This is a genomic window from Corynebacterium sp. HMSC034A01 (assembly GCF_001838175.1).
Taxonomy (GTDB): Bacteria; Actinomycetota; Actinomycetes; order Mycobacteriales; family Mycobacteriaceae; genus Corynebacterium.
This window is the reverse complement of record NZ_KV835927.1, coordinates 46249-72338: the sequence shown is the minus strand read 5'-3', so window position 1 is coordinate 72338 and position 26090 is coordinate 46249. Positions and strand designations below refer to the sequence as shown.

Genomic DNA, 26090 nt, shown 5'->3' with positions numbered 1-26090 from the left:
GCGCAAATGACACTGCCGGTCAATTAATATTCGCGGGCGATCAGATCCTCAACGGTCTCCCGGCGCACCATCGGCGTGACCTCGCCGCCGCGCACGGACACCACCGCTGGGCGGCCGAACGCGTTGTAGTTCGAGGCCATGGAATAGCAGTAGGCGCCGGTGGCGGCGAGTGCGATGAGGTCGCCCGGGGCAATGTCCTCGGGCCAGGAGGCATCCTCCACCAGGATGTCGCCGGACTCACAATGGGACCCCACCAGGCGCGTGTCTGTGGTGGCGCCGTCGGTGAAGCGGTTGACCACGCGGGCGTCGTAAAGCGCGCCGTACAGCGAGGGGCGGATGTTGTCGCTCATGCCGCCGTCGACAGCGATGTAGCGGCGCGAGGTGGTGTACGAAGTATCCACGTCCTTGATCACGCCGGCGGTGTAAACGGTCACCGCGGAGGGGCCGGCGATCGCGCGGCCGGGTTCGACCACCACGGTGGGCGCTGCGATGCCCAGCTCGTCGGCGACCTCCTGCACCGCGGCGAGCAGGTCACGGGCCACAGCGTTGACGTCCAGGGGCGACTCCCCCGGCATGTAGGCGATGCCGTAGCCGCCACCGAGGTCGAGGTAGCCCAGCGCCACGCCCTGCGTCTTCCAGATCTCGGCGTACAGGCCCAGCACGCGCTCGGCGGCGAGCTTGAAGCCCTCGGCGTCGAAGACCTGCGAGCCGACATGGCAGTGCAGCCCGGTCAGCTCCAGCCAGTCGGATGCGATGGCTGCGGTGGCGGCCGTCAGCGCGTCGCCAGTAGCGAGCGAGATGCCGAACTTCTGGTCCTCGTGGCTGGTGGCGATGAATTCGTGCGTGTGCGCGTCCACGCCGGGCTTTACGCGGATGAAGACATCCTGCTTCACGCCAGCTTGCTTAGCGACGGCCTCGAGCTGCGCCAACTCCTGATGCGAGTCAATGACCACGTGGCCGACCTTGGACTCCACGCACAGGCGCAGAAACTCGTCCGACTTGTTGTTGCCGTGCACGGTAATGCGCTCCGGAGGAAAGTCCGCGGCCAGGGCGATGCGCAGCTCGTTTTCGCTGGCCACGTCGAGGGCGAGGCCCTCCTCGTCCACCCAGCGGGCAACGCGGCGGGTCAGAAACGCCTTCGAGGCGTAGTGCACGTTGCCGGGCGCCAGAAACGCAGCAGCCATGTCGCGGCAGCGGGAGCGGAAGTCGTCCTCGTCGATGACCACGACCGGGGTGCCGTACTCCGCGGCGATCTCCGGAAGCGGCACACCGGCAATGGTGACCACGCCGTCCTCCTCGCGCTTGGCGCAGCGTGGCCAGACGTGGTCGGGCAGGTCGTTGAAGTCGCCGCTGTCTTTCTCGTAAGGCGTGGAGACAAAAACGGTCATTTACATCCGCTCCGGTGCGCTCACGCCGATCAGGCCGAGGGCGTTCGCGATGACCTGGCGCGAGGCCATCGCCAGGGCCAGGCGCGCGGTGTGGATCGGCTCGGCGTCCTCGCCGGCCTTGGGCAGGATCTGGCACGAGTCGTAGAACTTGTGGAACGCGCTGGCTAGCTCCTCGGTGTAACGGGCGATGCGGTGCGGCTCGCGCAGCTCGGCCGCGGCGCGCACCACGGCCGGGTACTCGCCGAGGGTGCGGATGAGGTCACCTTCCTTGTCGTGGGTGAGCAACGCCAGGTCCGGGTCGGCGAAGGACACGCCAGCTTCCTCCGCCTTGCGCCCGATGGAGCACAGGCGAGCGTGGGCGTACTGCACGTAGTAGACGGGGTTGTCGGAGGACTGCTTCGTCCACAGGTCCAGGTCGATGTCCAGGGTGGAATCCACCGAGGAGCGCACCAGCGAGTAGCGCGCGCCGTCGACGCCGATCGCGTCCACGAGGTCTTCGAGCGTGATCACGGTGCCTGCGCGCTTGGACATCTTCACGGCCTGGCCGTCGCGCACCAGGTTGACCATCTGGCCGATGAGCACCTCGACGGCGTCCGCGTTGTAGCCCAGCGCCTGGGCCGCCGCCTTGAGGCGGGCGATGTAGCCGTGGTGGTCCGCACCCAGCATGTAGATAGCCAAGGTGTGGCCGCGGTCGAACTTGTCGGCCACGTACGCGATGTCGCCGGCGATGTAGGCGGCGTCGCCGTCGGACTTGAGCACGACGCGGTCCTTGTCGTCGCCGAAGTCGGACGAGCGGAGCCACCACGCGCCGTCGTTCTCGTACAGGTTGCCGTTGTCCTTCAGCGTCTGCACGGCCTTGTCCACGGCGCCCGACTCGAACAGGGAGTTCTCGTGGAAGTACACGTCGAAGTCCACGCCGAACTCGTGCAGGGACTGCTTGATCTGCGCGAACATCATCTCCACGCCGGCCGCACGGAAGGTCTCCTGCACCTCGGCATCGGTGCCGTCGAGAGCATCAGGGTGCTTATCGACGACCCCCTGGGCAATCTCGCGGATGTAATCGCCGCCGTAACCGTCTTCCGGGGTGGGCTCGCCCTTCGCCGCGGCAACGAGCGAACGGGAGAAGCGGTCGATCTGCCCGCCGTGGTCGTTGAAGTAGTACTCGCGGGTTACTTCCGCGCCGGCGGCTTGGAGCACGCGTCCGAGCGAGTCGCCCACCGCGGCCCAGCGGGTGCCGCCGAGGTGGATCGGGCCGGTGGGGTTGGCGGAGACGAACTCGAGGTTGATCTTCTCGTCCGCGTAGAGGTCGCAGTGGCCGAACTTCTCCGCCTCATCCAGCACTTTTGCAACGAGCTGGCCCTGAGCACCGGCGGCGAGACGCAGGTTGATAAAGCCCGGACCGGCGATCTCGGCGGAGTCGATTGCGGGGTTGGCCGACAGGTCGTCGACAAGCCAAGTGGCGAGCTCGCGCGGGTTGGTGCCAGCTTTCTTGGCCACCTGGAGCGCGATGTTTGTGGCGTAGTCGCCGTGCTCGGGGTTGCGGGGGCGCTCCACGGTCACGGTCTCAGGGACGACGGAGGCGTCGAGTTCGTGGGCGGCGAGCACGCGCGTCGCGGCCTCTTTCACGGTGGTTGCGAGTTCAGCTGGCGTCATGGGGCACAAGTCTAAAGCACCCGCCGACGCCGCATGCAGCGCGCCCACAGGCACCACGGTGCAATAGGTCACACCAAAGCGATACCCCTCCATTCGTCACGAACTGGCGTGAGTGGCATATTGTTTTCCAGTCATTGCCCGTACCTACTCGAAAGAGCCTCCCATGGATCAATTCCAAGTGTTCACCGACGCAATCGGTGGCAGCGTGGGCCTTTCGGCACTGGTTTCTACCCTGCCGTTGCTCACCTTCTTCATCATGCTGCTGGGTCTGAAGGCCCGAGCGCACACTTCCGGCGCCGTCGCACTCGTTGTCGCACTGCTGGTAGCCATCCTCGGCTTCCACATGCCCACCGCGATGGCCATCTCGGCCGCCTTCCGCGGCGGCCTGTTCGGCCTGTTCCCCATCGTCTTTGTGATCCTGACAGCGATCTGGTTCTACCAGATCACCGTCGCCTCCGGCCGCTTCGAAGACCTGCGCTTGGTCTTCGACAAGATGGGCAACGGCGACGTACGCATCCAGGCGATGCTCATCGCGTTCTGCTTCGGCGGCCTGCTCGAGGCGCTCGCCGGCTTCGGCGCGCCGGTGGCGATCACCGCCACCATGATCCTGGCTCTGGGCATCCCGCCGCTGAAGGCCGCCACCGTGGTGCTGCTGGCCAACACCGCCCCTGTCGCCTTCGGCGCCGTGGGCATCCCGATCACCACCGCAGGCGAGGTCGGCGGCCGCACGGTCGAGCAGACCGAGAACATCGCGGCAATCATCGGTAACCAGACCCCGATCCTGGCCTTCTTCGTCCCCTTCATCATCGCCCTGATCATCGACGGCAAGCGCGGCGTGCGCGAGACCGCACCGGCCGCATTCACCATCGGCCTGACCTTCGCCGTGGCCAAGTGGTGGACCTCCCACTACTTCGCCTACCAGCTCACCGACGTCGTCGCCTGCATCGTCGCCCTGGGTGCGGCGTTCCTGCTGCTGCGTTTCTGGCAGCCGAAGGGCATCAACGAGATGCGCGAGCGCCTCGAGCTGCCCGAGCACACGGAGGACGCGGAACTGCCGGGCCACCGCGTGTGGATGGCACTTATGCCCTACGCCGTCGTGGTGGTCATCTTCGGCCTGGCCAACCTGGGCAGCACCATCCCGGAGTGGCTGAACAAGTTCCAGATCTCCTTCCCGTGGCCGGGATTGGACGGCAAGCTTCTCGACGCCGCCGGCGAGGCCGTCAACAGCGACTACAGCTTCGCCTGGATCAACAACCCGGGCACGCTGCTGGTCATCTCCGCCCTGATCGTGTCTGTCGCCTACATGGTGTTCAACGAGAACGGCCGCTACAGCCTGACCTGGGGCCAGGTGGGCAAGGAGTTCACCGACACCGTATGGAAGATGCGCTGGTCCGCGCTGACCATCGTGCTCGTGCTGGCGCTGGCCTACGTGATGAACTACTCCGGCCAAACCGTCACCATCGGCGAGTTCTTCGCCAACCTCGGCCCGGCGTTCGCCTTCTTCTCGCCGGTGCTCGGCTGGGTTGGCGTTGCCGTGACCGGTTCCGACACCTCCGCCAACGCCCTGTTTGCCAACCTGCAGGTCACCGCAGCGAATAACCTGGGCCTCAACCCGGACCTGCTGCTGGCCGCGAACACCACCGGCGGCGTGGTGGGCAAGATGATCTCCCCGCAGTCCCTCGCCATCGCCGCCACCGCGGTGAACATGGAGGGCAAAGAGTCCGAGATCTTCAAGAAGGTGGTCGGCTGGAGCTTCGGCTTCTTGGTTGCTGTGTGCGTGATAGTCTTCCTTCAGTCGAACGTTCTGAGCGTACTTGCGCCGGTCGTTCCGTAACTGACAACCGAATATCGGAGCCCTCGAGGTCATCACAGCCTGCGGGGGCTTTCATTATTTCCCTGTGATCTCACATCGCTTTTTAGGAGTCCGAACATGCGAGTAGCGCTGTTTTCTACTTGTATCGGCGACGCCCTCTTCCCCGACGCGCACAAGGCTTCGGCCATTGTGCTTTCCCGCTTGGGCTACGACGTTGTCTTCCCCGAACAACAAACCTGCTGTGGCCAGATGCACGTGAACACCGGCTACAAGGAGCAGGCGCTTCCGATCATCGAAACCTACGTCGACGCCTTCTCGGATCCGTCGATCGACTACGTGGTCGCCCCGTCCGGCTCCTGCGCAGGCGCTGTGCGCGAGCAGCACGTCGAACTCGCGGAGCGTTTCGGTTCCAAGGCGCTTGTCGACGGCGCGAAGACCGCGTCGAAGAAAACCTACGACCTCTCCGAGTTCATCGTGGATGTCGCAGGCACCTACGACGTGGGCGCGTTCTTCCCGCACCGCGTGACCTACCACTCCTCCTGCCACTCCCTGCGCTTCCTCAAGGTCGGCGACCGCCCGACCAAGCTGCTGCGCCACGTCGAGGGCCTGGAGCTGGTGGACCTGCCGAACTCCGAGGAGTGCTGCGGCTTCGGCGGCACCTTCTCTGTGAAGATGTCGGAGGTCTCCTCCGCCATGGTCTCCGACAAGGTCCGCCACATCAAGGACACCCAGGCCGAGTACGTCACCGCCGGTGACTCCTCTTGCCTGATGAACATCGCGGGCGCAATGTCCCGCCAGCACCAGGGCATCCGCGCTGTGCACATGGCGGAGATCCTCGCCTCCACCAAGGAGCACCCGCTGACCCCGACGTCCGCGGCGTACAAGAAGGAGAAGATGCTGTGAAGGTCGCACTCGGTCAACCCACCATGCCGCCGTACGCGAGCGGCCCTTCCCACCTGCGCGGCAAGGAGAAGTTCCAGAAGGCTGCGCACCACGAGCTCAACGACGTAACCAAGCGCCGCAACTACCAGTACGCCACCACCACCATCCGCGTGAAGCGCCAGAACGTCGTGGACGAGGTGGACGACTGGCAGGATCTGCGCGAGGCGGGCTCCACCATTAAGCGCGACGTCGCCGCACGCATGCCCGAGCTGCTGGAGCAGTTCGAGGAGAACGTGACCAAGCGCGGCGGCCACGTCCACTGGGCGCGCGACTCCAAGGAAGCCAACGAGATCATCCAGGATCTGGTCAAGGCCACCGGCGAGGACAAGGTAGTCAAGATCAAGTCCATGGCCACCCAGGAAATCGCCCTGAACGAGGAGCTGGATAAGGCCGGCATCTTCGCGCAGGAGACCGACCTGGCTGAGCTCATCGTGCAGCTCGGCGAGGACTTCCCCTCCCACATCCTCGTCCCCGCGATCCACCGCAACCGCGCGGAGATCCGCGACATCTTCGCCGCGAAGATGCCGAACACGGACGAGACCCTGACCCAGGACCCGGCGGAGCTGGCTGAGGCCGCCCGCAAGTTCCTGCGCCAGCAATTCATGGAGGCCAAAGTGGCCATCTCCGGCGCGAACTTCGGTTGCGCCGACACCGGCACCGTCTCCATCGTGGAGTCCGAGGGCAACGGCCGTATGTGCCTGACCCTGCCGGAGACCCTGATCACCGTCATGGGCATTGAAAAGCTGCTGCCGAACTTCGAGGACCTCGGCGTGTTCCTGCAGCTGCTGCCGCGCTCCTCCACCGGTGAGCGCATGAACCCGTACACCTCCCTGTGGTCCGGCGTGACCGAGGGCGACGGCCCTCAGAACTTCCACATCATCCTCCTGGACAACGGACGCACCGCCGCCCTGTCCAGCGAGATCGGCCGCGAGGCGCTGAAGTGCATCCGCTGCTCCGCCTGCCTGAACGTCTGCCCGGTCTACGAGCGTGCCGGCGGCCACTCCTACGGCTCCACCTACCCGGGCCCGATCGGCGCGATCATCACCCCGCAGCTGACCGGCATCGACTCCGCGGACGACCCGAACGGCTCCCTGCCGTACGCGTCGTCCCTGTGCGGCCGCTGCAACGAGGTCTGCCCGGTGAAGATCCCGATCACGGACATTCTGCTGGAGCTGCGCTACCAGAAGGCAAAGAACGAGCCGAACCACGTTGAACGCGCAGCGTTCGCTTCCTTGGCCCAGGTCTGGGGCCGCAGTGGCGTCTGGGACAAGCTGGTGCGCATGGTGGCTCTGGGCCGCGTGCTCGGCGGCTTCAACGGCAAGATCGAGCTCATGCCGCCGCCGATCTCCGGCTGGACCGAGTACCGCGATGTCGCGGTGCCGCCGAAGAAGTCCTTCCGCCAGTGGTGGGGCTCCGAGGAGGCCGAGCGTCTGCTGGCCGAGGCCCGCGAGCAGGGCGTCCCGGAGGGCCAGAAGGTCGCCGGCAAGCGATTCGAGGAAGAGGACAAGTAAATGACCACTCGAGTAACCGGTAATTCTGCCCCGCGCGACGCCCGCAACGAGGACGCCAAGCGCGAGATCCTCAAGCGCATCCGCGACGCGCAGCAGCTGTCCAACACCCCGGAGCACGTTGAGGTGGTGCGCAACTACAACACCTCCTCCGACATCTCCGGAGACGAGCTGCGCGAGATCCTCATCGACCGCCTCGTGGACTACAAGGCGGACGTTGTGGAGACCACCGAGGCTACCCTCGCTGAGGACATCGCCAAGGTGCTCGCGGACCGCAAGTGCAACGAGGTCGTCTACGCCCCCGGCCTGGACGCCTCGCTTTTCGACGGCTTCGCTGGCACCGCCCGCCCCGATTCCAACGACACCGACCCGCGCGAGCTTTCCGACGTCGACGCCGTAGTCACCGACTCCAAGGTGACCTCCGCGCAGACCGGCTCCATCGTGCTGGAGTCCGGTGACGTGTGCGGCCGCCGCGCACTGTCTCTGGTGCCGGACCGCCACATCTGCATCGTGCGCCCGGACTCCGTCGTTTTCGGCGTGCCGGAGATGATCTCCCGCATCGACCCGGAGCGCCCAGCGACCATGATCTCTGGCCCGTCCGCGACCTCCGACATCGAGCTCGTACGCGTCGAGGGCGTGCACGGCCCGCGCGACCTGATCGTGATGGTTGTGAAGTAGCCAGCGCTTAGCCTGGAATAACGAAGCGGCCGGTCCCTTTCGGGGCCGGCCGTTTCGCTGTCATTGTTTCCCGTGTCACGCCGTTCCCGCGGCGCGCACCAATGATTATGCGACATGGGTGTTGCAAATCCATGGGGTGAAGCTGGGAGTCGCCCTAGGGTTCGTTCCAATTTCGTTGGCTGTGGATCCGGGTGCTAACCTAGACGGCATTGTCTCCGTAGCTCAGTGGATTAGAGCATCGGTTTCCGGTACCGAAGGTCGCAGGTTCGAATCCTGTCGGGGACACCACGTTTACAGGGGTTTTGCCACATAGATACTGTGGCAAAACCCTTCATCTTTCCCCTCATTGTTGACACGTCACCATAGCGGCCGTAACATTACCTTCGTTCCATTGTTGACTCATCAACATGATTCGAAGGAGACAATCATGCAGACCGGTACCTACACCCTCGACCCCGCCCACTCCTCCATCGGTTTCACCGTGCGTCACGCCATGGTGACCAAGGTCCGCGGCGAGTTCACCGACTTCGACGCGTCCGTGACTATCGCGGAGGAGCCGTCCGCAAGCACCGCTTCCGGCACCGTGCGCACCGCCAGCGTGGACACCCGCAACGCCGACCGCGACGCACACGTTCGCGGCGAGGACTTCTTCGCAGTCGAGCAGTACCCGGAGATGACCTTCACCGCCACCAGCTTCGACGTGGACGCGCAGGGCAACGGCGCCGTCACCGGCGACCTGACCATCAAGACCACCACCAAGCCGGTCACCTTCGACGTCGAGACCTTCGGCGTGGAGGAGGACCCGTTCGGCAACACCCGTCTCGGCTTCGAGGCGCACACCACCATCAACCGCAGCGAGTACGGCATCGACTTCCAGGCGCCGCTGAACTCCGGCGGCATGCTGGTCAGCGAAAAGGTGGGCATCGAGATCGAGGGTTCCGCGATCAAGCAGTAGCTTCTCGACGAGCACTCCGCTCCCCCACCCATTAGACTCTCAGCCTGTGCTGAGCAGGAAAACCTTCATGTCCGCCACGGCAGTGGCGGGCTTTTCTGCGTTGGTGGGGTGTGCCGGCCCGCGGGGCACGACAGTGACGGAGACGGCTACCACCACCGCCCGCGAGACGGTGACGGCGTATCCCGGTCCGGAGCGCTACGCGGGCCGGACGCCGCAAGCGTTTGGGACCTCCATGCGCGGCATCGTGGAGACGGTGCCGGTCACCCCGGGCAGGCGCGCGATTGCGCTGACGTTCGACGCCTGCGGCGGGCCGAGCGGTTCGGCAGTGGACCAGGGACTGATAGACGCGCTGCGCGAGTATGCCGTGCCCGCGACGATGTTTTTGAGCGCCACCTGGATCGAGGCAAACCCGGAGGCGACGCGGAAGCTTGCGGCCGATCCCCTGTTCCGCCTGGAAAACCACGGCACGCGCCACCTGCCGCTGAGCGTCAACGGCACGGTTGCCTACGGCATTGCGGGCACAGCGACACCGGCGGAGGCCATCGCGGAAATCGACGGCAACCGGGCGCTGCTGGCGGAGCACGGGGTGGATTCTGCGTGGTTTCGCTCAGGCACGGCCCACTACGACGACGTCGCCGTCGACATCGCCCGCGAGCGCGGGGTAAAAATCGCGGGCTTCAGCGTCAACGCTGACGTCGGGGCGACGGCCACGGCGGGCCATGTGGCGTCGACAATCATGCATGCCCCCGACGGGGCGATTGTGCTGGCGCACATGAACCACCCCACCTCGGGCACGGGGCCTGGGGTGCGACGCGCGCTGGAACAGCTGCGCGGCGACGCGGTGCGGTTTACGTTCCTAGACGGGAGCCGGCCCTAGAACTCGGCCGGCATGATCAGCCAGGCCACGCCATAGGCAAGCAAGCCCGGGAACACACCGGCAAGTACGAGCACGATGAAGATGACGCGCACGACGGTCGGGTCCACGCCGAGGTACTGGGCGATGCCGCCGCAGACGCCGGCGATGTACTTGTCGGTCATGGAGCGCTCGAGGCGCTTCGGGGAGTTGCCGGGGTTGATGTTCTGCGGGTTGTAGGGGCTGGACATTTCGGTGGTCCTTTCGTCCGTGGAATTGGTGGGCCCCATCCAACCCCTGCAGGTGTCCGCGCGCAAGGGTTAAAGCCGTTACAGCTGGTTGGCGGGCAAATCCTTGGAGGTGATTACGTCGGTGAAGAACTCGCTGATCTTGTCGGCGCGGTCCGTGTCGAGGTGGTCGAAGACGAGGCGGCGCACGGTCTCCACGTGGTCCGGCACAGCATCTTCGAGGTGGGACATGCCTTGGTCTGTCAGGGTGACCAGTACGCCGCGGGCGTCGCCGGGGCACTTGTTTTTGGTGAGCAGGCCACGTTTCTTCATGCGGGTGACCTGGTGGGATGCGCGTGAGCGGTCCCAACCGAGCTCCTCGCAGAGTTCTCGCAGGCGCAGGGTGCGGTCTTCCGCCTCCGACAAGGCGGCCAGCACGGAGAACTCCGACGAAGAGATGTCGCTGCCTTCCTGAAGGCGTTCGTCGATCGTGCGGGAGATCTTGTTGAACCCATTCAGGATCAACCGCCATAACTGCTGTTCTTCATCGTCAAGCCACCGCGGTTGTGTACTCATACCGGCAGATCTTAGCTCATGAAACCGGTTTTCAACTCGTCCATGGAGTACGTGCGCGCGGCGGCGACGCGGTCGAAGCGCTGCGGGAAGCAGGTCAACACCAGCACCTGCGACGTCTTCCCCACCTGCGAAAACAGCGAGTTCATGCGAGCGAGACGTTCCGGGTCGGTGGCGCCGAGGGCGTCGTCGACCACCACCGGCACCGGGGTGGTCTCGCCGGAGGCGGTGACCAGGTCCGCGATGGCGAAGCGGGTGAGGATGGCCAGCTGCTCCTTCGTTCCGCCGGAGAGCTGGTCCAGCGGCACGCTTACCCCGTCGACGGTGCGCTCGGTGACGGTGAGGTCGTCGCCGAAGTTGAAGTCCACGGTCGGGCCGAACAGCACGCGTGCGCGGTTGCGGATCGCGGCGTTGAACGGCGCGGTGTAGCGGGCGCGGGCGGCGTCGCGGTGGGTGTGCATGGTCTCGCGCAGCAGGCGCACCGCTTCGGCGCGGCGGGTCGTGCGGGCCAGTTCGGTCTCCGCGGCGTCGAGCTCCGCGGCCGCGCGGTCGGCCTTCTCGGCGGCGCCGGCGGCGATCTCGATGCGGCCGGTCAGCTCGGTGATGCGGTTGTTCGCCTCGGCTTGGCGCTTCTCCAGGTTCTGCAGGCGCGCCTTCGCGCCCTCGAGCATCTGCTGGGCGATCTCCGGGTCGGCGGCGGCGAGCTCGGCGGAAAGTGCCACGTGCGCCTCGTTGGCTTCGCGCTCCTGCTCGCGGGCGGATTCGAGAGTTTCCTCGAGGGACGTTTTCGGCGAGGTAGCCTCTGCCTGCGCCAGCTCGTCGGCGGCGTGGCTGGCCTCGGCCTGCTTCGCCTCGAGCTTGGTCTGCACGACGGTCAGCTCGCTAGCGGCCGTGCGGTCGGCGTAGGGCTTGAGCGCGGCGTCGGCGGCATCGACGTCCTTCTCCGCCTTATCCAGCGCCTTCTGCGCGTCTTTTACCGCTCCCTCCGCGGCCTGCTCGGTGTCGGGAAGTTCGGCGATGTCGAGCGCCTCGGCGAGTTCCTCGATTTGGGTGGTCAGGCGGTCGCGCTCGGCTTCAAGCTCGTCGGCGTCGGTGCCGGCCAGCGCGTCGTCGCGGCGTTGGCGGGCAGACTTCACCTCCGCGTCGTGCGCCTTGCACGCGTCGCGGGCGGCACGGGCTTCGTCGACGTCCGCGCTGCCCAGCTTGGACAGCAGGCTGGCAAGGGCGTCCTCGGCCTTCTCCACAGCGCGGCGGGGATCCTCCGCGCCCTGCGCGGCGCGGAAGACGACGTCGAAGTCGTCGAGGGTCAGGCGCGTGCCCTCGTAGACGGCGAGGGACTCAGTGCCGTCCACGACCACGCTTTCGCCGTCGACCTGGATGGTCTTTTTCTCGGCGGTGATCTCCAGCTTGGCGGAGGCCGCCTCGCGCAGGCGGCGCTGCAGGGTCAGTTCGCTTTCGGCCTTCTCCAGCTTGCGCACGTCCGCGTCCGTGACCTGCAGGGCGGGGGCGTTTTTCAGCAGGGTTGCGTAGGCCTCCTCTGCTTTGCCGATGAGGGTGAGTTGGTCGGTGACGACCGTGAGGCGTCGAGAAGCACGCACGTGATCGCGGACGTTTTCGGCGCCGCGCAGGGTGGTGCGGACGGTGGCGAGGCGGGTTTTCGCCTCCTCGACCTGCGCCGTCAGCTCCGTGACCTTCTCGCGTTCGGCATCGCGCGCCTCCCGCGCCGGCGTGAGCGCGGCCTGCAGGTTCTTTTCCTCCTCGCGCAGCTTGGCCACGCGCTCGGAAAGGGCGGTGCGCTCGGCGAGGTCCTGCTCGGCGCGCTTCCTGGCGACGGTCGCGCGCTCGAGCTGCTCGGTCGCAGATTTGGCCTTCTCGGCGAGTTGACTGGCCTGGGCGAACTCGGCCTCGCACTCGGCGAGCTCTTCGTGGGCCTGCGGCAGCTCCGCGTCCACCGCGCGGATTTCGTCTTCGCGGCGGGCCACCTCGTCGACAAACGTGGCGAGCTGCTGCACCTCAGCCTCTGCGGCGCGCAGAGTCTCGCGGGCGGTGTCCACGGCCTCGGACTTCGCGCTGAAGGAGGCTTTGGGCTTCGGCGGGGTCGCGGCCGTCCAGTAGCGCGCGTACTCCGCCTCGATGGCGGCCATGAGCTCAGTGTCTTCCTCGCCCGAGCGCTCGGAGCCGTCCTCCGCGTCAAGGGCCTGGGAGATGGACGGAATGCCGGCGGCGGCGATGCCGGGATCCAGCTCGCCCTGGCGCAGGAACAGGGTCTTGGCGAGACTGGTGTCCATCTGCTCGGCGATGATGCGCGCGAGCTCGTCGTCCGCCTGGCGGCCGGTGAAGTTCTTGTGCACCGGCGAGAGGATCTCCAGCTCCGAGAGCTTGCCCTTCAGCCAGCGCTTGTGGATTGTGAAGGTGGTCTCCCCCACCGTCGCAGTCATGGTGACCTCGGGGGAAGCGTCGCGGCCGACCGGGGCGAACACCTTGATTTTCTTGCCGCCGGCGGAGTGGCGCTCCTGCAGCACGGTGCCGATGGCGTCAAGGATGGTGGACTTGCCGGCCTCGTTTTGGCCGTGGATGACAATCACGCCGGTATCCGGCAGGTCGCGCAGCTCCAGGTGCTCGATGGCGCGGAAGTTGTCGATGACTAGGTCGTGGATGCGCATGGTCTAGCCCACCTCCTTGGACAGGCGGAACAGCAGGTTCACGGCATCGCGGGCGGTGGCTTTGTCCTCGGCAGCCTGGCCGATCAGCTCCCGCATTGCGTCTTGGGCGAAGCCGGTCAGCGGCAGGTTTTCTAGCTCTTCGTCGTCGGGTTCGAGGTGCAGGCTCATCAGCCGACCACGCGGGTAGAGCGCCGCAAAGACCGGCTCGAGCTCGGCGAGCTCGCGCTCGAGGGTGCGCGTGTCTTCCAGGCCGAGCGTGCCAGAAAGCGCGTACTTGATCACGGTGCGGTCCTTCTCCGGGTACGCCTTGAGGTCCTCGATCACCCCGGCCACGTCATCGGCTCCGGCGACCTCCCAGAAGCGGGCCTCAAACGTCCAGGCACCGACCGGGACCTTCTCCACCGCAACGTCGGCGCGCCCGCTGCTCTTGTCCACGGTGACCACCAGCGCGTTGCCGGAATCCACCTCGCCGCCGGCCACACCAGGGGTGCGGTCGAAGTAGTCCGTGGTCTCTGGCGCACCCGAGTACCAGATCCGCTCCGAGGCGGTCAGTGCCGCGGTGGAGTGGGTGTCCCCTAGGGCGACGTAGTCGATCGTGCCCTGGTCGATGGCGGTGTCGAGCGAAGCAACGTCGATAAGCGAATGCGCCTCCTCTTCCCCGAAGCCCTCCACGGCGCCGTGGCCGACGAGGATGCGGACCGCCTCCGTCGGCTCCAGGCCGCGGACGGCCTTGGCGCAGAGGTCCTCCGAGGCGTGCTTGGTTAGCAGCGGGGCGCCCACCACCTCGACGCCCTCGCGCACGACCATCGGATGCGAGTCCGCGAGCACCGTGACGCCTTCGATCCCTTCGGTGCGCTGGAAGATGCTGTCCGCCACCAGCGGGTCGTGGTTGCCGGGAAGCAGGTAGACCGGCACGGGCAGTTTGCGCAGCGCCTCGAGCGCGCGGCCGAGGGTGGTTGGCTCGAGAGAGTTGTGCTCGAACACGTCGCCGGCCACGACGATGAATTCGGCGCCGCGGTCCTGGGCTATCTCCCCCAAGCGGGTGACGGCGCGGAGGCGTGCGTCGTCGAAACGCGACTGCGCCTCGGACGACAAAAACTTTCGGCGCATGCCTAACTGCAGGTCGGAGGTGTGGATGAAGGTGGTGTGCGTCATGCCCTATACACCTACCACCGCAGCCGACACGCCAACACAAACATTCGAACACATGATCTAACGGGTGAGTTCGTCGTAGAGATCTTCAATGTCCGCCACGGCGCGCAGCTGGTCGATGTTGGTAAACGACACGGTCTGCATCGCGCGGTGGAGCAGATCAATGTCCGAGTCCTCGATCATCGGCGCCACCTTCGGGCGCGGCAGCTCAGGCAACTCGCGGCCGGGCCAGAAGTATTCCGAGCCCGGCTCGGCGTTTTCCCTGGCTAAGTCGTCCGCCTGGTTGCGCTTGCGGTTCTCCAGCTCCTCCAGGCGCAGCCCACGCATGGTGAAGATGACGCTCGGATCCTTATCTATGAGCTCCGCAGTGCGCTGCGCCACGGCGACGGCGTGCTTGCACACAACCGCGCTATCCGGGCAATCGCAGTAGAAAGTGACTTCCCCCGGGGATTTGCACAGCAGGATCTCCAGGACGTCCTCGGCGAGCGTGCCGGCCTTCGCCGCAGCGATGGAGCCGGGCGCGCGCACGATCGCGCTGGTGGCGAGGCGGATGTCGTCCGTCTGGCGCTGCGGAAGATACATTGCCACACGGAACGGGTCGTTCTGGCTGCCCACCACCTCCGCGCGCACCCCGTGGGGCACCGCCTGCAGCTCCACCACGTGCCCGCGGGCGGCGTACTCCGCGCCGCGCTTGGCCCGGCCCACGTCGGTCTGTCGCACCGCGGCGTTGTAGATCATCATCGCCGCGGGCGAGAGCGACCGCGGACGGAACGCGCTGATCTCTGCGCCACCGGTTTCGGCCGCGCTGGACACCCGTTTGCGCGCGCCGAAGTTGGCGTAGATGACGTTGTCTTCTTGCGGACGCTTCTTCTTCTCAGTCATTCTGCCCCCTGTAACTGATCAATTGGGCGAGCTCCTCGGTGCCCAGCTCAGTGATCCAACCCTCGCCTTGGCCCACAACGGCGCCGGCGAGCTGGGTCTTGCCGTCCAGGATGTCCTGGATAGACTCCTCCATCGTGCCGCGGGTGATGATCTTGTACACCGTGACGTTCTTCTCCTGTCCGATGCGGAACGCGCGGTCCGTGGCCTGGTTTTCCACCGCCGGGTTCCACCAGCGGTCCAGGTGGATGACCATGGACGCCGCCGTCAGGTTCAAGCCGGTGCCGCCGGCTTTCAGGCTGAGAATCATCGCGCGCGGCCCGTCCGGGCGCTGGAAACGCTCCACCATCGCGTCGCGCGCGGATTTGCCCACGCCGCCGTGGAGAAACGGCACGTCCTCGCCGAGGCGTTCGGACAGGTAGGGCTTCAAAATGTCGCCGAACGCCTTGTACTGGGTGAAAATCAGCACACGCTGGTCGGACGCGGCGGCTTCCTCCATCAACTCCATGAGCTTTTCCACCTTGCCGGAGCGGTGGCGGCCTTTGTCGGTGACCGCGGAGCCGTCGCCAAGAAAGTGCGCCGGGTGGTTGCACACCTGCTTGATGCGGGTGATGGTGGCCAGCACCAAGCCCTTGCGCGCGATGCCCTTGCGCTCCTCCAGCTCCGCCTGCGTGCTGTCCACCAGCGCCTTGTATAGCGCAGCCTGCTCCGGGGTCATGTCCACGGCGATGACGTGCTCGGCCTTGTCCGGTAAATCGGAGATAATCGCCGTGTCCGTTTTCAGGCGGCGCAGGATAAACGGCGCGGTGAGGCGCTGCAGGCGCTCGCCCATCTCGTCCGCGAGCTCCGGGTCCCTGCGCGACTCGATGGCTTTGGCGAAGTGGTTGCGGAAGAAACTCTGCGAGCCCAGCATTCCGGGATTGACGAAATCTAGGATGCTGCGCAGCTCAGAGAGCTTATTTTCAATCGGGGTGCCGGTGAGTGCAATGCGGTGCCGTGCGGGAATTGCGCGAACGCTTTTCGACGACTGCGTGCCCGCGTTCTTGATCGCCTGCGCCTCATCCAACACCACGTGATCCCACTGCACTGCAGCCAGATCCTTGGCGTCGCGCGCGGCGGTGCCGTAGGAGGTGATGACGATGTCGGAGTCCTCTGCCGCGGCAAACAGGTCGTCGCCTTTGAGCCTGCCCGCGCCGTGGTGGACGCGCACGCGCATGCCCGGCACAAAGCGGGCGGCCTCGCGCGCCCAGTTGTTCACCACCGACGTCGGCGCCACGATCAGCGACGGGCCGCGCCTGCGCCCCTCCGCCTGCTCCACCGCGAGCAGGGTGAGCAGCTGCAGGGTTTTGCCCAGCCCCATGTCGTCCGCAAGCACCGCGCCCAAGTTGTTGCGGGACATGAAGTACAGCCAGTCCACGCCGCGGCGCTGGTACTCGCGCAGCTCCGCAGTGACGGTGTCCGGGATGTCCACGCGCTCTGGCGCCGGGCGGTCCGTGCCGCCGACCAGGGAGGTAAACCAGGGCGAACCAGTGAACTCGATAGGGCTATCCGCGCCCGCCTCCAGCGCGAGCTGGCGCAGCTCCGCGGCAGACACCACGCCCTCGCCCTCGGCAGCCTTGAGCCGCTCGTACTCCGCCTGCGCCTCCTCGGCGAGGCGCTGCAGCTCCTCGGCGTCCTCGGAGCCGGCGGCCTGGGCGATACGGGCGCGCTTGATGGCGCTGTCCGCCTCGAGCATGGCGTTTTCCAGGGAAGTGTCGTGCAACTTCTCCAGGTACTTCGCCGTCTTGGCCACCTCGCGGCTATCCGCCAGCACCCACTCGCCGCGCAGCTTGATCAGGCCGGACTTGGACTTGACCAGCTGGGCCATCTCTTCGTCCGAAAGCTCCACGCCGCCGACGGAGAGCCGCCAGTCGTACTTGACCAGGGTGTCAAAGCCCATCATGGTCACGGTGGAGGAATCGTGCGGGTCCTGGTGCTCGCTGACCTTGAGCTTGGACGCCGTCTCCGCCGTCGCCCACGCGCGCGGCAGCAGCACCACAAAACCGTGGGCCCGCAGGTAAGAGGCGCTCTCGCGGACGAACTTCACAATCTCGTCGCCGTTCAAGTACAGATCCCAGTCGCCCGCGTTCGGGTCGAAGCCGTGGTCCGCGGTGGAGCGGAACCGGCCGTGTTTCGCTGGATCCACAAGCGAGGTCGCTTCGATTGCCACGTCGAGCTGACCTCGCAGGACGTCCGCCGTCTTCGAGTCGTAATCCCCCAACCGCACCGGCCGCGGCGAATCCGAGCTGGAGCGCACCTGCACCCGCACCGGCCACAGCGTCTCCGGGCCTGACTCCTCCGCCTCATCGGGCGACTCCACGATGAACACCAACTGCATGTTCACCGCCGTGATCGTGCCGTTCCAATCCCCCATCTGGCGGGCCAGCACCGCCCCGCCGCGGCGCAGCGGGATGCTGTAGAGCAGCGACTTCACAAAATCGTGCCAGGGGTACGGCCTGGACGCCGCCTTCTCCGCCGCGCCCTGCAGGCGTTCCGTGGCAATCCAGTGCGTGAACATCTGCGCGCAGTCCTCGCTCAAGTTCGGGTTGTTCACCGTGAGCACGCCCGGCGAGGCCGCGATCATCTCCGCCAGCCAGCTGCGCTCCTCCAGCCCGGTGCCCAACTGCCACTGCGCGAACCACAGCCCGTCGTGGTACGGCACGTTGATGCTCACGCGGCCCGCGCGCACAAACTGGGTCAGACCCCTGTACATGCGCAGGATCCAGTACATGTCCGGCGCGACCGCCTCGCGCTGCGCGGGCGTGGCCGCCGGGGAATCCTCGTCCAGGTGCGCCAGGTTGTCCAAAAAACGCACCGCATCTTCGGGCGCGAACTGCGCCAGAGGCGCCCTCAAGCTGACGTGCCGGCCCTTCGGGGTTTGCAGGATCAGGGTGTGGATGTGGTGGAACCTTTGGTCGTCCAAAAGCGAATGCACGATCGGCGGAAACGTGCCGGGCGGCACGTCATCCATGGTCACAATGCGGTGTCCCTGTACGCGCTCAACCCACACCGAAAGCCCGGACTCGGGGAGCCACAGGCCATGGAGAAGGTATTCAGGCATACCCACCCTTATACCACCGACGCCGACATCGCCCCCGCCGAGTGTTCGAACAAAATCTTTCAGCCCACACTCAGCCGATTCTGCAAATCAATACAGCGCGACGGAAGGATGCGTTACAGTGTGGCGAAACTTACACCGACCACCGACGTAAGGGAGTGCACATGTCTGACAGTTTCTGGCTCGTGCTGGCCATCGTCCTGTATTTCGGGCTGATGGTCGCCATCGGGTTCTATTCCTGGCGCAAAACGGAGAAGTACGACGACTACGTCCTCGGCGACCGCGGCCTCGGCCCACTGGTCGCCGGCATCTCCGCGGGCGCATCGGACATGTCCGGCTGGCTGCTCATGGGCCTGCCCGGCGCCCTATTCGTCGCGGGCATGAGCGAGCTGTGGATTGTCATCGGCCTGTTCATCGGCACCTGGGCCAACTGGAAGTGGATCGCACCAAGGCTGCGCGCCTACACCGAAGTAGCTAAGAACTCGATCACGCTGCCCAGCTTCTTTGAAAACCGCACTCACGACAACTCGCGCGTGCTGCGCTTCACCTCCGCCGTGATCATCATCTTCTTCTTCACGTTCTACGTCTCCTCCGGCATGGTCTCCGGCGGCCGCTACTACGAATCCACCTTCGGCGGCGACTACATCCACGGCGTCCTCATCGTCGGCTCCATCACGGTGCTCTACACCTTCATCGGCGGATTCCTCGCCGTGAGCTACACCGACGTCGTGCAGGGTGGCCTGATGTTCCTCGCCCTGATCACCGTGCCGATCATGGCGCTGATGTCCCTGGACAACCCGTCCGACATCTTCAGCTGGGCCACCTCAAACCCGTACGGCCCCTGGGAGCACGGCAACCCGGACTACTTCAACATGGTCGCCGGCGTGTCCGCCGCCACCATCATCGGCAACATCGCATGGGGCCTGGGCTACTTCGGCCAGCCGCACATCATCACCCGCTTCATGGCGCTGCGCTCCCCGTCTGAGGCGAAGGCGGCCCGCCGCACCGGCACCATCTGGGTGGCCATCTGCTACCTCGGCGGCATCTTCACCGCCCTGGTGGCAACCGTCTACTTCGGCCAGAAGTCCGCGTCCGTGACCGACCAGTCCGGCTACGAGACCGTCTTTTTGGACCTGGCCCGCATCATGTTCCACCCGCTGATCGCCGGCATCGTGCTCACCGCCGTACTCGCCGCGATCATGTCCACCATGTCTTCTCAGCTGCTGGTCACCTCGTCCGCGCTCATCGAGGACATCTACCGCATCTTCAAGAAGAACCCGAACAACACCACCCTGCTCGTGCTCTCCCGCGCCATGGTCATCGGCATTGCCCTGATTGGCATGCTGCTGGCTCTGAACCCGTCCGACACCATCCTCGGCCTGGTCGGCTTCGCGTGGGCCGGCTTCGGCGCCGCGTTCGGGCCGGTGGTTGTGGCGTCGCTGTACTGGAAGCGCCTCACCTCCCAGGGCGCGATCGCCGGCATGATCGTCGGCGCCGTCACCTCGTTTGTCTGGGGTTCCGTGGACGCGCTGTCCGGCATGATCTACGAGATCGTCCCGGGCGTCATCCTGGCTACTCTGGCCATGGTCGTCGTCTCCCTGGCCACCCGCCCGAAGGAGGGTGTGGAAGAGGAGTTCGACACCGCCGCGGCCGCCACCGACTATGCGCTCGCCCACCCCGACGAGGACTTCGCCGCAGCGCTGCGGAACCGCGGAGGCTCCACCGCAGTCTAAGAAGGTATGCGCCTATACCTTCGTATTCTCTCCGCCCTCACTGTGCTGGTGGTGCCGTTTCCCACGGGGCGATTGCCTATCGACGTCCCAACGGTGCCCCACCGCACCACCATCCTCGGCTACGACAGAGCCGAGTTCGGCCCCGGCTGGGCCGCCGGCACCGGCGGGTGCGACACCCGCGCCGCGGTGATGGCCGCCGCCTTTGACGCGGACTGCGCCCAGCCCTGGCCGCAGTGGGGCAATCCCCGAGTTGTAGACCCCTACACCGGGGATTTTCTTCTGCCCCACGACGTGGAGATCGACCACGTCCTGCCCGTCTCCGCCGCCTGGGACTTAGGCGCCCACCGGTGGGACGCCGCCACGCGCGAGCGCTTCTACAACGACCCGCGAAACCTCGTCGCCGTTTCCTCCGCCGCCAACCAGGCCAAAGGCGACAAACTCCCCTCCGAATGGATGCCCTCAGACAGACGCTCGCGCTGTGCGTATGGGCGCAGGCTCGTGGACGTCGCAAAGCACTACGCCCTCCCTTTGCCGAAGCCTGACCTGCGGGCGGTGCGGCGCGCGTGCTCTGGGGTCGCCGGTCTGCTGTCGCGCGGCGAGCTGTGAGGATTTTCCCACCATGCCGTAAGGTGTGGGCCCATGACTACATTCCTCATCTTCCTGCACGTGGTCGCGGCCATCCTGCTGCTCGGCCCCGTTGTCGTGTCGACCTCGATGTTCCCGCGCCAGGTCGCAGAATCCCGCGCCGGCGGCGAGGAGGCCACCGGCCGTGCGTCGGTGCTCTACCGCATCACCAAGACCTACGGCATGCTCTCCCTGCTCGTCCCGCTGCTCGGCGGCGCCGTGCTCGCCTCCGACTGGGAGACCTACAAGGCCAACTACTGGTTCCACACCGCCATCGTGCTCTCCGTGATCGCCTGGGCCATCCTGCTGGGCATGGTCATCCCGCAGCAGCGCAAGATGATGGGCACCCTCGGCGCGCTGCCGGCCGCTGACGCAGACCCGGCCGATGTGACCAACAACTTTGAGAAGTCCAAGGCAAAGGCAACCGCCGGCGCCGGCATCTTCAACCTGCTGTGGATGCTCACCCTGATCCTGATGTTCCTGCCGACCCCGGCGTAAAGGAGCGCGGGGGCTCGCCCCCTCTCCCGGGCGCGTTTCGCCCCCTCGCTCGGCTGGATCCAGCTACTAAGGCCCAGCTATTCCCGATTTTTCGGCGGATAGCTGGGCCTTACTAGCTGAAAACAGGAATTTGGGGGTGGCGCGGGCCGAGATCGACCCAGTTTCGGACTGATCCCGGTGACCGGGACGACCCCCTACGTGTACCGCAGCGCGGAGGCGCCGCCGAGGCCCAGGCTGGCGAAGAAGCGGAAGATCCCGTCCACGGCCTTGCGCAGCACCTCCGCCACGGGCCCGGTCAGCCCGCCGAACAGCGCGTTCTGCGCCCACACGCCCACCAGGCGGGCTTCGGGGACGGCGGGGCCGTCGTGGGGCACGATGCCGATGACGTAGTCCCCACCGCGCAGAAACGGCAGCGGGTTGGAGGTCCACATGCTGGAGACCACGCCGACGAAGCCGCGGCCGGGCACCCACATGGGCCCGCCGGAGTCGCCGGGGTGGCTCAACGGCGCGGCGACGAAGAAGGTGCCGTCGGCGGAGCCAGCAAAGCGCCCGCAGGTCTGCGCGCCGCGGGTGCGGGAGAAGTAGCAGATGGTCTCGCCGAGCCGCACGTCACCCGGGTGGACCCACCTATCGCCGGAGAAACGGTTGCCGCCGACAGCCACGCCTGCGTCCCATTGGATGGCGGCCCAGTCGTTGCTCAGGTGGCCGTCGTAGGCCTTGGAGCGGTACAGCGTGCCGGTGGCGCCGCCAGCGTTGACGCGCGTGCCTTCGGCTCCGCAGTGCGCGGCGACGAGGCTGCGGTGGCGCGCGGGGTCGTTGAAGCCGATGGTGCAGGTGCCGGTGCCGTGGATAAGCACGGGCGCGCCTTGTTCCACCCGCGTTTGCGCCTCGGCGGGTGCGGCCTGCATCCCCAGCGCCACGGCCGCTGCGAGAAAAGCTCGGGAAATTCGGTGCGTGCACTGGGAAGACATGCGCATTAACCTAGCACTCTTGCCTATCGACGCCCTCCGGCCCCCACCCAAACCCCAAGCAGCCGGCACGCTGCTTGTGAGCTGTGCCGGTTGCATCAGGTTGAGGGGTTAATCCCAGCGGTCGCGCCTGTCGTCGCGGCCACGGCCTCGTCCGCCGCGGTAACCGCCGCGTCCCCCGCGATCGCCCCTGTCATCGCGTCCGCGTCCGCCGCGGTAGCCCCCGCGGCCGCCGCGGCCACGGCCGCCGCGATCGCGCGGGGGTGCGCCGTGGTCGCGCTGGATGTTGATCAGCTGGCCGGAGATGCGGGTATCCACCAGGCGGTCCAGCACGGCCTGGTCCAGGTTCTTCGGCAGCTCCACCAGGGTGAAGTCGCCGCCGATGGTGATGCGGCCGAAGTCCTTCGAGTTCAGCCCGCCCTCGTTGGCCAGGGCGCCGACGATGGCACCCGGGCGCACGTGCTGTCGCTTGCCCACGTCCAGGCGGTAGGTGTCGAAGTTGCCGCTGTCGTCGAAGCGGCGGCCGCGGCCACCGCGATCGCCACGATCGTCGCGGTCGAAGCGGTCGCGTCCGCGCCCGCGGCGGTCGTCGCGGTCGAAACGGTCGCGACGGTCGCGCTTGTCGCGCGGCGGCTCCTTCATCAGGAACTCGTCGCCGGCCAGGGCCTGGGTGGCCAGGGCGGCGGCGATGTCGTCCATAGGCACGTTGTTCGCGGCGGAGTACTCGCGCACCATGGTCTTGAAGATCTGCAGGTCGGTGGCCTCAAGGGACTCGGTGATGGAGTCCATGAACTTGGCCTTGCGCGACTCGTTGACCTCGTCCACGGTGGGCAGGTCCATCTCTTCGATGGTCGCGTTGGTCACGCGCTCGATGGAGCGCAGCATGCGGCGCTCGCGCGGAGTGACAAACAGGATCGCCTCGCCGGAACGGCCCGCACGCCCGGTGCGGCCGATGCGGTGGACGTAGGACTCCGTGTCGTTCGGGATGTCGTAGTTGAGCACGTGCGAGATGCGCTCGACGTCCAGGCCGCGGGCGGCGACGTCGGTGGCCACGAGGATGTCCAGGCGGCCGTCGCGGAGCTGGTCCACGGTGCGCTCGCGCTGCTGCTGGGCGATGTCGCCGTTGATGGCGGCGGCGGAGAACCCGCGGGCGCGCAGCTTCTCGGCCAGCTCCTCGGTCTCGTTCTTGGTGCGCACGAACACGATCATCGCCTCGAACTCGGTCACCTCAAGGATGCGGGTGATCGCGTCGAGCTTGTTGCGGTGCGCGGTGAACAGGTAGCGCTGGGTGATGTTTGTGTTGGTGCGCGTCTCCGACTTGACGGTCACCTCTTCCGGATCGTTGAGGTAGTCGCGGGAGATGCGGCGGATCGCGTTCGGCATCGTCGCCGAGAACAGCGCCACCTGCTTGGAATCCGGGGTGTCTTCCAGGATGCGCTCGACGTCTTCCTGAAAGCCCATGTTGAGCATCTCGTCGGCCTCGTCCAGCACCAGGAAGCTCAGGTTTGAAATGTCCAGCGAGCCCTTCTCCAGGTGGTCGATCACTCGCCCCGGGGTGCCCACGATGACCTGGGCGCCGCGGCGCAGCCCGGACAGCTGGATGCCGTAGGCCTGGCCGCCGTAGATCGGCAGGATGCTCACGCCGCCGATGTGGTCGGCGAAGCTCTGGAAGGAGTCGGACACCTGCAGCGCCAGCTCACGCGTCGGCGCGAGCACGAGCGCCTGCGGGTAGCGCTTCTCCGGGTCGATCTGGGACAGCACCGGCAGCGCGAACGCAGCGGTCTTGCCGGTACCGGTCTGCGCGAGGCCGACCACGTCGCGGCCGTCCATAAGCAGCGGGATGGTCTGCGCCTGAATCGGCGAGGGCTGCTCGAAGCCGACGCGCTTGACGGCCTTGATGACATCGTCGGGCAGGCCCAGCTTTTCAAAGCCGTTCTCGGGCTTCTCGGGCTCGGCTGCGGGTTCGGCCGAAGGCTCGTCGTTAAGCTTCAGCACATCATTGTTATTTTCAATGGCCACGGTGTCCGTGGCGCCGGTCTCCTCAGAAACCCCCGCATCCCTGGTGTCCTCTACTACGGCCTCAACGATTTCGGCCGCGACATCCTGCGGGTCTTTCTGGTTTTCCGACACATTCATATCCGGCTCATTCTCGCCGCCGGTGGCGTTTTCGGAAATGCTCATCGCTGGCCCAGCGTACGCCATTGTGCGCCCCGGTAAGTATTCCTGCGGTTTCCCGGCGAGCGAAGTCACACACCCTCCCGTAGAGTCCGTGGGGCAGGTCACATTGCCTATCGACGCCACCCCTGCCCCACACTTCGAAGGAGCAGCCAAGGCCAGCGCGTCTCAGTAACCCGCGCCACACAAACCGGCTACCTACATCCGGTTAGTCCCCGAGTTTCCTGGCAACCGGTTACAGTTCACGCCACGGCGCTTTGCTTCATGACCTGAAACACAGTGCGGAAACGTCTGTGATTTAGGATTCCCCTCATGACTTCTCCCCTCGCGCTGACATTGCTCGGCCTGGCCATCATCGCGGTCACCGTCGGGCTGCTGCTGAAAGGCAAGACCCACCCGATCGTCGCGATGACGCTCATCCCCATCGTCGGCGCTGTCCTCACCGGCGCTGGCGTTGCCGAAATCTCGGATTACTACATGGACGGGTTGGACCGGGTGATGAACGTCGTGGTGATGTTCATCTTCGCCATCATCTACTTCGGCATCCTCTCCGATGTCGGGCTGTTCGAGCCCGTAATCAAGGCGCTGATTAAGGCCACACGGGGCACGCCGCTGCTGGTGACCCTGGGCACGGCCGCCATCGCGATTGTCGCCCACCTGGACGGCTCCGGCTCCACGACGTTTCTGCTCACCATCCCGGCATTGCTCCCGCTGTACGAGGCAATGCGGATGTCGCGCTACGTGCTGCTGACCATCGTGGCGCTGTCCGCATCCGTGATGAACATGCTGCCGTGGGGTGGCCCCGTCGGCCGCGCCAGCTCCGTCATCGGCCCCTCGCCGAACGAGATCTGGGCCCACCTGCTGCCGGTCCAGGGGGTCGCCATCGTGCTCGTGTTCGTCGTCGCCGCCATTTTCGGCGTGGTGGAAGGCCGCCGCGCATCCGCCGCGGGCCCGGACGCGGGCACCGTGGACGTCAACGCCGTCGCGGAGGACTTCTCCCGCCGGCAGCAGGAAGAACGCGCCAAGCTGGAATTCACGCAGCGGCAGGGCACCTGGGTGACATGGGTGAACGCGCTGATCACCCTCGCGCTCATCGGTGTTCTCGTGTCCGGCCTGGCGTCCCCGGCGCCGGCGTTCCTGGTGGGCACTGCGCTGCTGCTGGCCATCAACTTTGCCAAGCTCGAGGACCAAAGCGACGCGCTGCGCCGCCACGCGCCTACCGCGTTGTCCATGGCTGGCGTCATCCTCGCCGCAGCGATGTTCCTGGGCATCCTCGACGGCACGGGCATGCTGGAGCAGATCGCGCTGTCGCTCATTGCCATCCTGCCGGAGGCGGTCGGCCCGTACATCCACATCATCATCGGCCTACTCGGCGTGCCGCTTGACCTGGCCACATCCACCGACGCCTACTACTTCTCCGTCCTGCCGATCGTGCAGCAGACCGCCGAGGCGTTCGGAGTCTCCGCAATGGGCGCCGCGTCCGCGATGATCGTGGGCAACGTCATCGGCACGTTTGTCAGCCCGTTCTCCCCCGCGCTGTGGCTTGCGCTCGGTCTCGCCCGTGGCGAAATGGGCAAGTACATCCGCCTCGCCTTCCCAGTGTGCTGGGCGTTCTCCGTTCTTCTGGTGCTCGGTTCCTGGGCGTTCGGCGTGTTCGCGTAGCCCCGTGCAGTAATCTTTTCTTTCGAGCATTTTGCTTATCGACGCACCC

Annotated in this window: 20 protein-coding genes and 1 tRNA gene; 11 read left to right on the top strand and 10 right to left on the bottom strand. The window is 66.3% G+C overall.

The window, feature by feature from the left end; translation table 11 throughout:
- Positions 1–23: 23 nt before the first annotated feature.
- Positions 24–1388, bottom strand: coding sequence for a diaminopimelate decarboxylase (lysA, locus tag HMPREF2791_RS01955; protein WP_070844072.1), 1365 nt, complete (start codon positions 1386–1388; stop codon positions 24–26).
- Positions 1389–3041, bottom strand: a complete 1653-nt coding sequence (argS, locus tag HMPREF2791_RS01950; protein ID WP_070474835.1) for an arginine--tRNA ligase — start codon at positions 3039–3041, stop codon at positions 1389–1391.
- A gap of 163 nt (positions 3042–3204) precedes the next feature.
- Here argS and HMPREF2791_RS01945 point away from each other — a divergent pair, with 163 nt between their 5' ends.
- The 7 genes from HMPREF2791_RS01945 (at position 3205) to HMPREF2791_RS01915 (ending at position 9814) form a co-directional block, all read left to right on the top strand.
- Positions 3205–4875 carry an L-lactate permease gene (locus HMPREF2791_RS01945; protein ID WP_070474834.1) on the top strand — a complete coding sequence of 557 codons (1671 nt, stop codon included), beginning with the start codon at positions 3205–3207 and terminating at the stop codon, positions 4873–4875.
- Between the two features lie 96 nt (positions 4876–4971).
- The gene (locus HMPREF2791_RS01940; protein WP_070474833.1) at positions 4972–5757 is read left to right on the top strand and encodes a (Fe-S)-binding protein; all 786 of its coding nucleotides are present in this window, start codon (positions 4972–4974) and stop codon (positions 5755–5757) included.
- Entirely contained in the window at positions 5754–7307 is a 1554-nt protein-coding gene (locus tag HMPREF2791_RS01935) for a LutB/LldF family L-lactate oxidation iron-sulfur protein (RefSeq protein WP_070844070.1), read from the top strand. Before HMPREF2791_RS01940 ends, HMPREF2791_RS01935 begins: the two co-directional genes overlap by 4 nt.
- On the top strand, positions 7308–7982 hold the full coding sequence (locus HMPREF2791_RS01930) for a LutC/YkgG family protein (RefSeq protein ID WP_070474831.1): 675 nt from the start codon (positions 7308–7310) through the stop codon (positions 7980–7982).
- Positions 7983–8193: 211 nt separating this feature from the next.
- Positions 8194–8270 (top strand) — tRNA-Arg (locus HMPREF2791_RS01925).
- A 139-nt stretch (positions 8271–8409) separates the two neighbouring features.
- The gene (locus HMPREF2791_RS01920) at positions 8410–8937 is read left to right on the top strand and encodes a YceI family protein (RefSeq protein WP_070474830.1); all 528 of its coding nucleotides are present in this window, start codon (positions 8410–8412) and stop codon (positions 8935–8937) included.
- A 46-nt stretch (positions 8938–8983) separates the two neighbouring features.
- A complete protein-coding gene (locus HMPREF2791_RS01915) occupies positions 8984–9814 on the top strand; it encodes a polysaccharide deacetylase family protein (protein ID WP_246825306.1) in 831 nt (276 codons plus the stop codon).
- Here HMPREF2791_RS01915 and HMPREF2791_RS01910 read toward each other — a convergent pair.
- From HMPREF2791_RS01910 to HMPREF2791_RS01885, 6 genes are all read right to left on the bottom strand, one after another.
- A complete protein-coding gene (locus HMPREF2791_RS01910) occupies positions 9811–10041 on the bottom strand; it encodes a PspC domain-containing protein (protein WP_070474829.1) in 231 nt (76 codons plus the stop codon). The two genes, HMPREF2791_RS01915 and HMPREF2791_RS01910, sit on opposite strands and share 4 nt — an antisense overlap.
- A gap of 78 nt (positions 10042–10119) precedes the next feature.
- Positions 10120–10593: a MarR family winged helix-turn-helix transcriptional regulator gene (locus tag HMPREF2791_RS01905; RefSeq protein ID WP_070844065.1), complete on the bottom strand. Its 474-nt coding sequence runs from the start codon at positions 10591–10593 to the stop codon at positions 10120–10122.
- An 11-nt stretch (positions 10594–10604) separates the two neighbouring features.
- Positions 10605–13253 carry an AAA family ATPase gene (locus tag HMPREF2791_RS01900; protein ID WP_070844063.1) on the bottom strand — a complete coding sequence of 883 codons (2649 nt, stop codon included), beginning with the start codon at positions 13251–13253 and terminating at the stop codon, positions 10605–10607.
- A gap of 3 nt (positions 13254–13256) precedes the next feature.
- Entirely contained in the window at positions 13257–14408 is a 1152-nt protein-coding gene (locus HMPREF2791_RS01895) for a metallophosphoesterase family protein (RefSeq protein WP_070844061.1), read from the bottom strand.
- Between the two features lie 57 nt (positions 14409–14465).
- Complete coding sequence (locus HMPREF2791_RS01890; protein WP_070844060.1) at positions 14466–15287, bottom strand: SWIM zinc finger family protein; 822 nt, start codon at positions 15285–15287, stop codon at positions 14466–14468.
- Positions 15280–18384 carry a DEAD/DEAH box helicase gene (locus HMPREF2791_RS01885; protein ID WP_070844058.1) on the bottom strand — a complete coding sequence of 1035 codons (3105 nt, stop codon included), beginning with the start codon at positions 18382–18384 and terminating at the stop codon, positions 15280–15282. The genes HMPREF2791_RS01890 and HMPREF2791_RS01885 overlap by 8 nt, the downstream gene beginning before the upstream one ends.
- A 161-nt stretch (positions 18385–18545) precedes the next feature.
- Here HMPREF2791_RS01885 and putP point away from each other — a divergent pair, with 161 nt between their 5' ends.
- Genes putP through HMPREF2791_RS01870 form a run of 3 tightly spaced genes read left to right on the top strand, consistent with a single transcriptional unit; the run spans position 18546 to position 21236 of the window.
- The gene (gene putP, locus HMPREF2791_RS01880; RefSeq protein WP_070844056.1) at positions 18546–20114 is read left to right on the top strand and encodes a sodium/proline symporter PutP; all 1569 of its coding nucleotides are present in this window, start codon (positions 18546–18548) and stop codon (positions 20112–20114) included.
- Between the two features lie 6 nt (positions 20115–20120).
- The gene (locus tag HMPREF2791_RS01875; protein WP_070844054.1) at positions 20121–20720 is read left to right on the top strand and encodes an HNH endonuclease family protein; all 600 of its coding nucleotides are present in this window, start codon (positions 20121–20123) and stop codon (positions 20718–20720) included.
- Positions 20721–20753: 33 nt separating this feature from the next.
- Positions 20754–21236 carry a DUF2269 domain-containing protein gene (locus tag HMPREF2791_RS01870; RefSeq protein WP_070474821.1) on the top strand — a complete coding sequence of 161 codons (483 nt, stop codon included), beginning with the start codon at positions 20754–20756 and terminating at the stop codon, positions 21234–21236.
- A gap of 194 nt (positions 21237–21430) precedes the next feature.
- Here HMPREF2791_RS01870 and HMPREF2791_RS01865 read toward each other — a convergent pair whose 3' ends face one another.
- Both HMPREF2791_RS01865 and HMPREF2791_RS01860 read right to left on the bottom strand, forming a co-directional pair.
- Positions 21431–22207, bottom strand: a complete 777-nt coding sequence (locus HMPREF2791_RS01865; protein ID WP_141741359.1) for a chymotrypsin family serine protease — start codon at positions 22205–22207, stop codon at positions 21431–21433.
- Positions 22208–22315: 108 nt separating this feature from the next.
- Positions 22316–24385 (bottom strand): DEAD/DEAH box helicase, encoded by a 2070-nt coding sequence (locus HMPREF2791_RS01860; RefSeq protein WP_070844049.1) that lies wholly within the window; start codon positions 24383–24385, stop codon positions 22316–22318.
- 306 nt (positions 24386–24691) lie between these two features.
- Here HMPREF2791_RS01860 and HMPREF2791_RS01855 point away from each other — a divergent pair, with 306 nt between their 5' ends.
- Positions 24692–26041, top strand: a complete 1350-nt coding sequence (locus HMPREF2791_RS01855) for a CitMHS family transporter (RefSeq protein WP_070844047.1) — start codon at positions 24692–24694, stop codon at positions 26039–26041.
- The last annotated feature ends 49 nt before the right edge of the window (positions 26042–26090 follow it).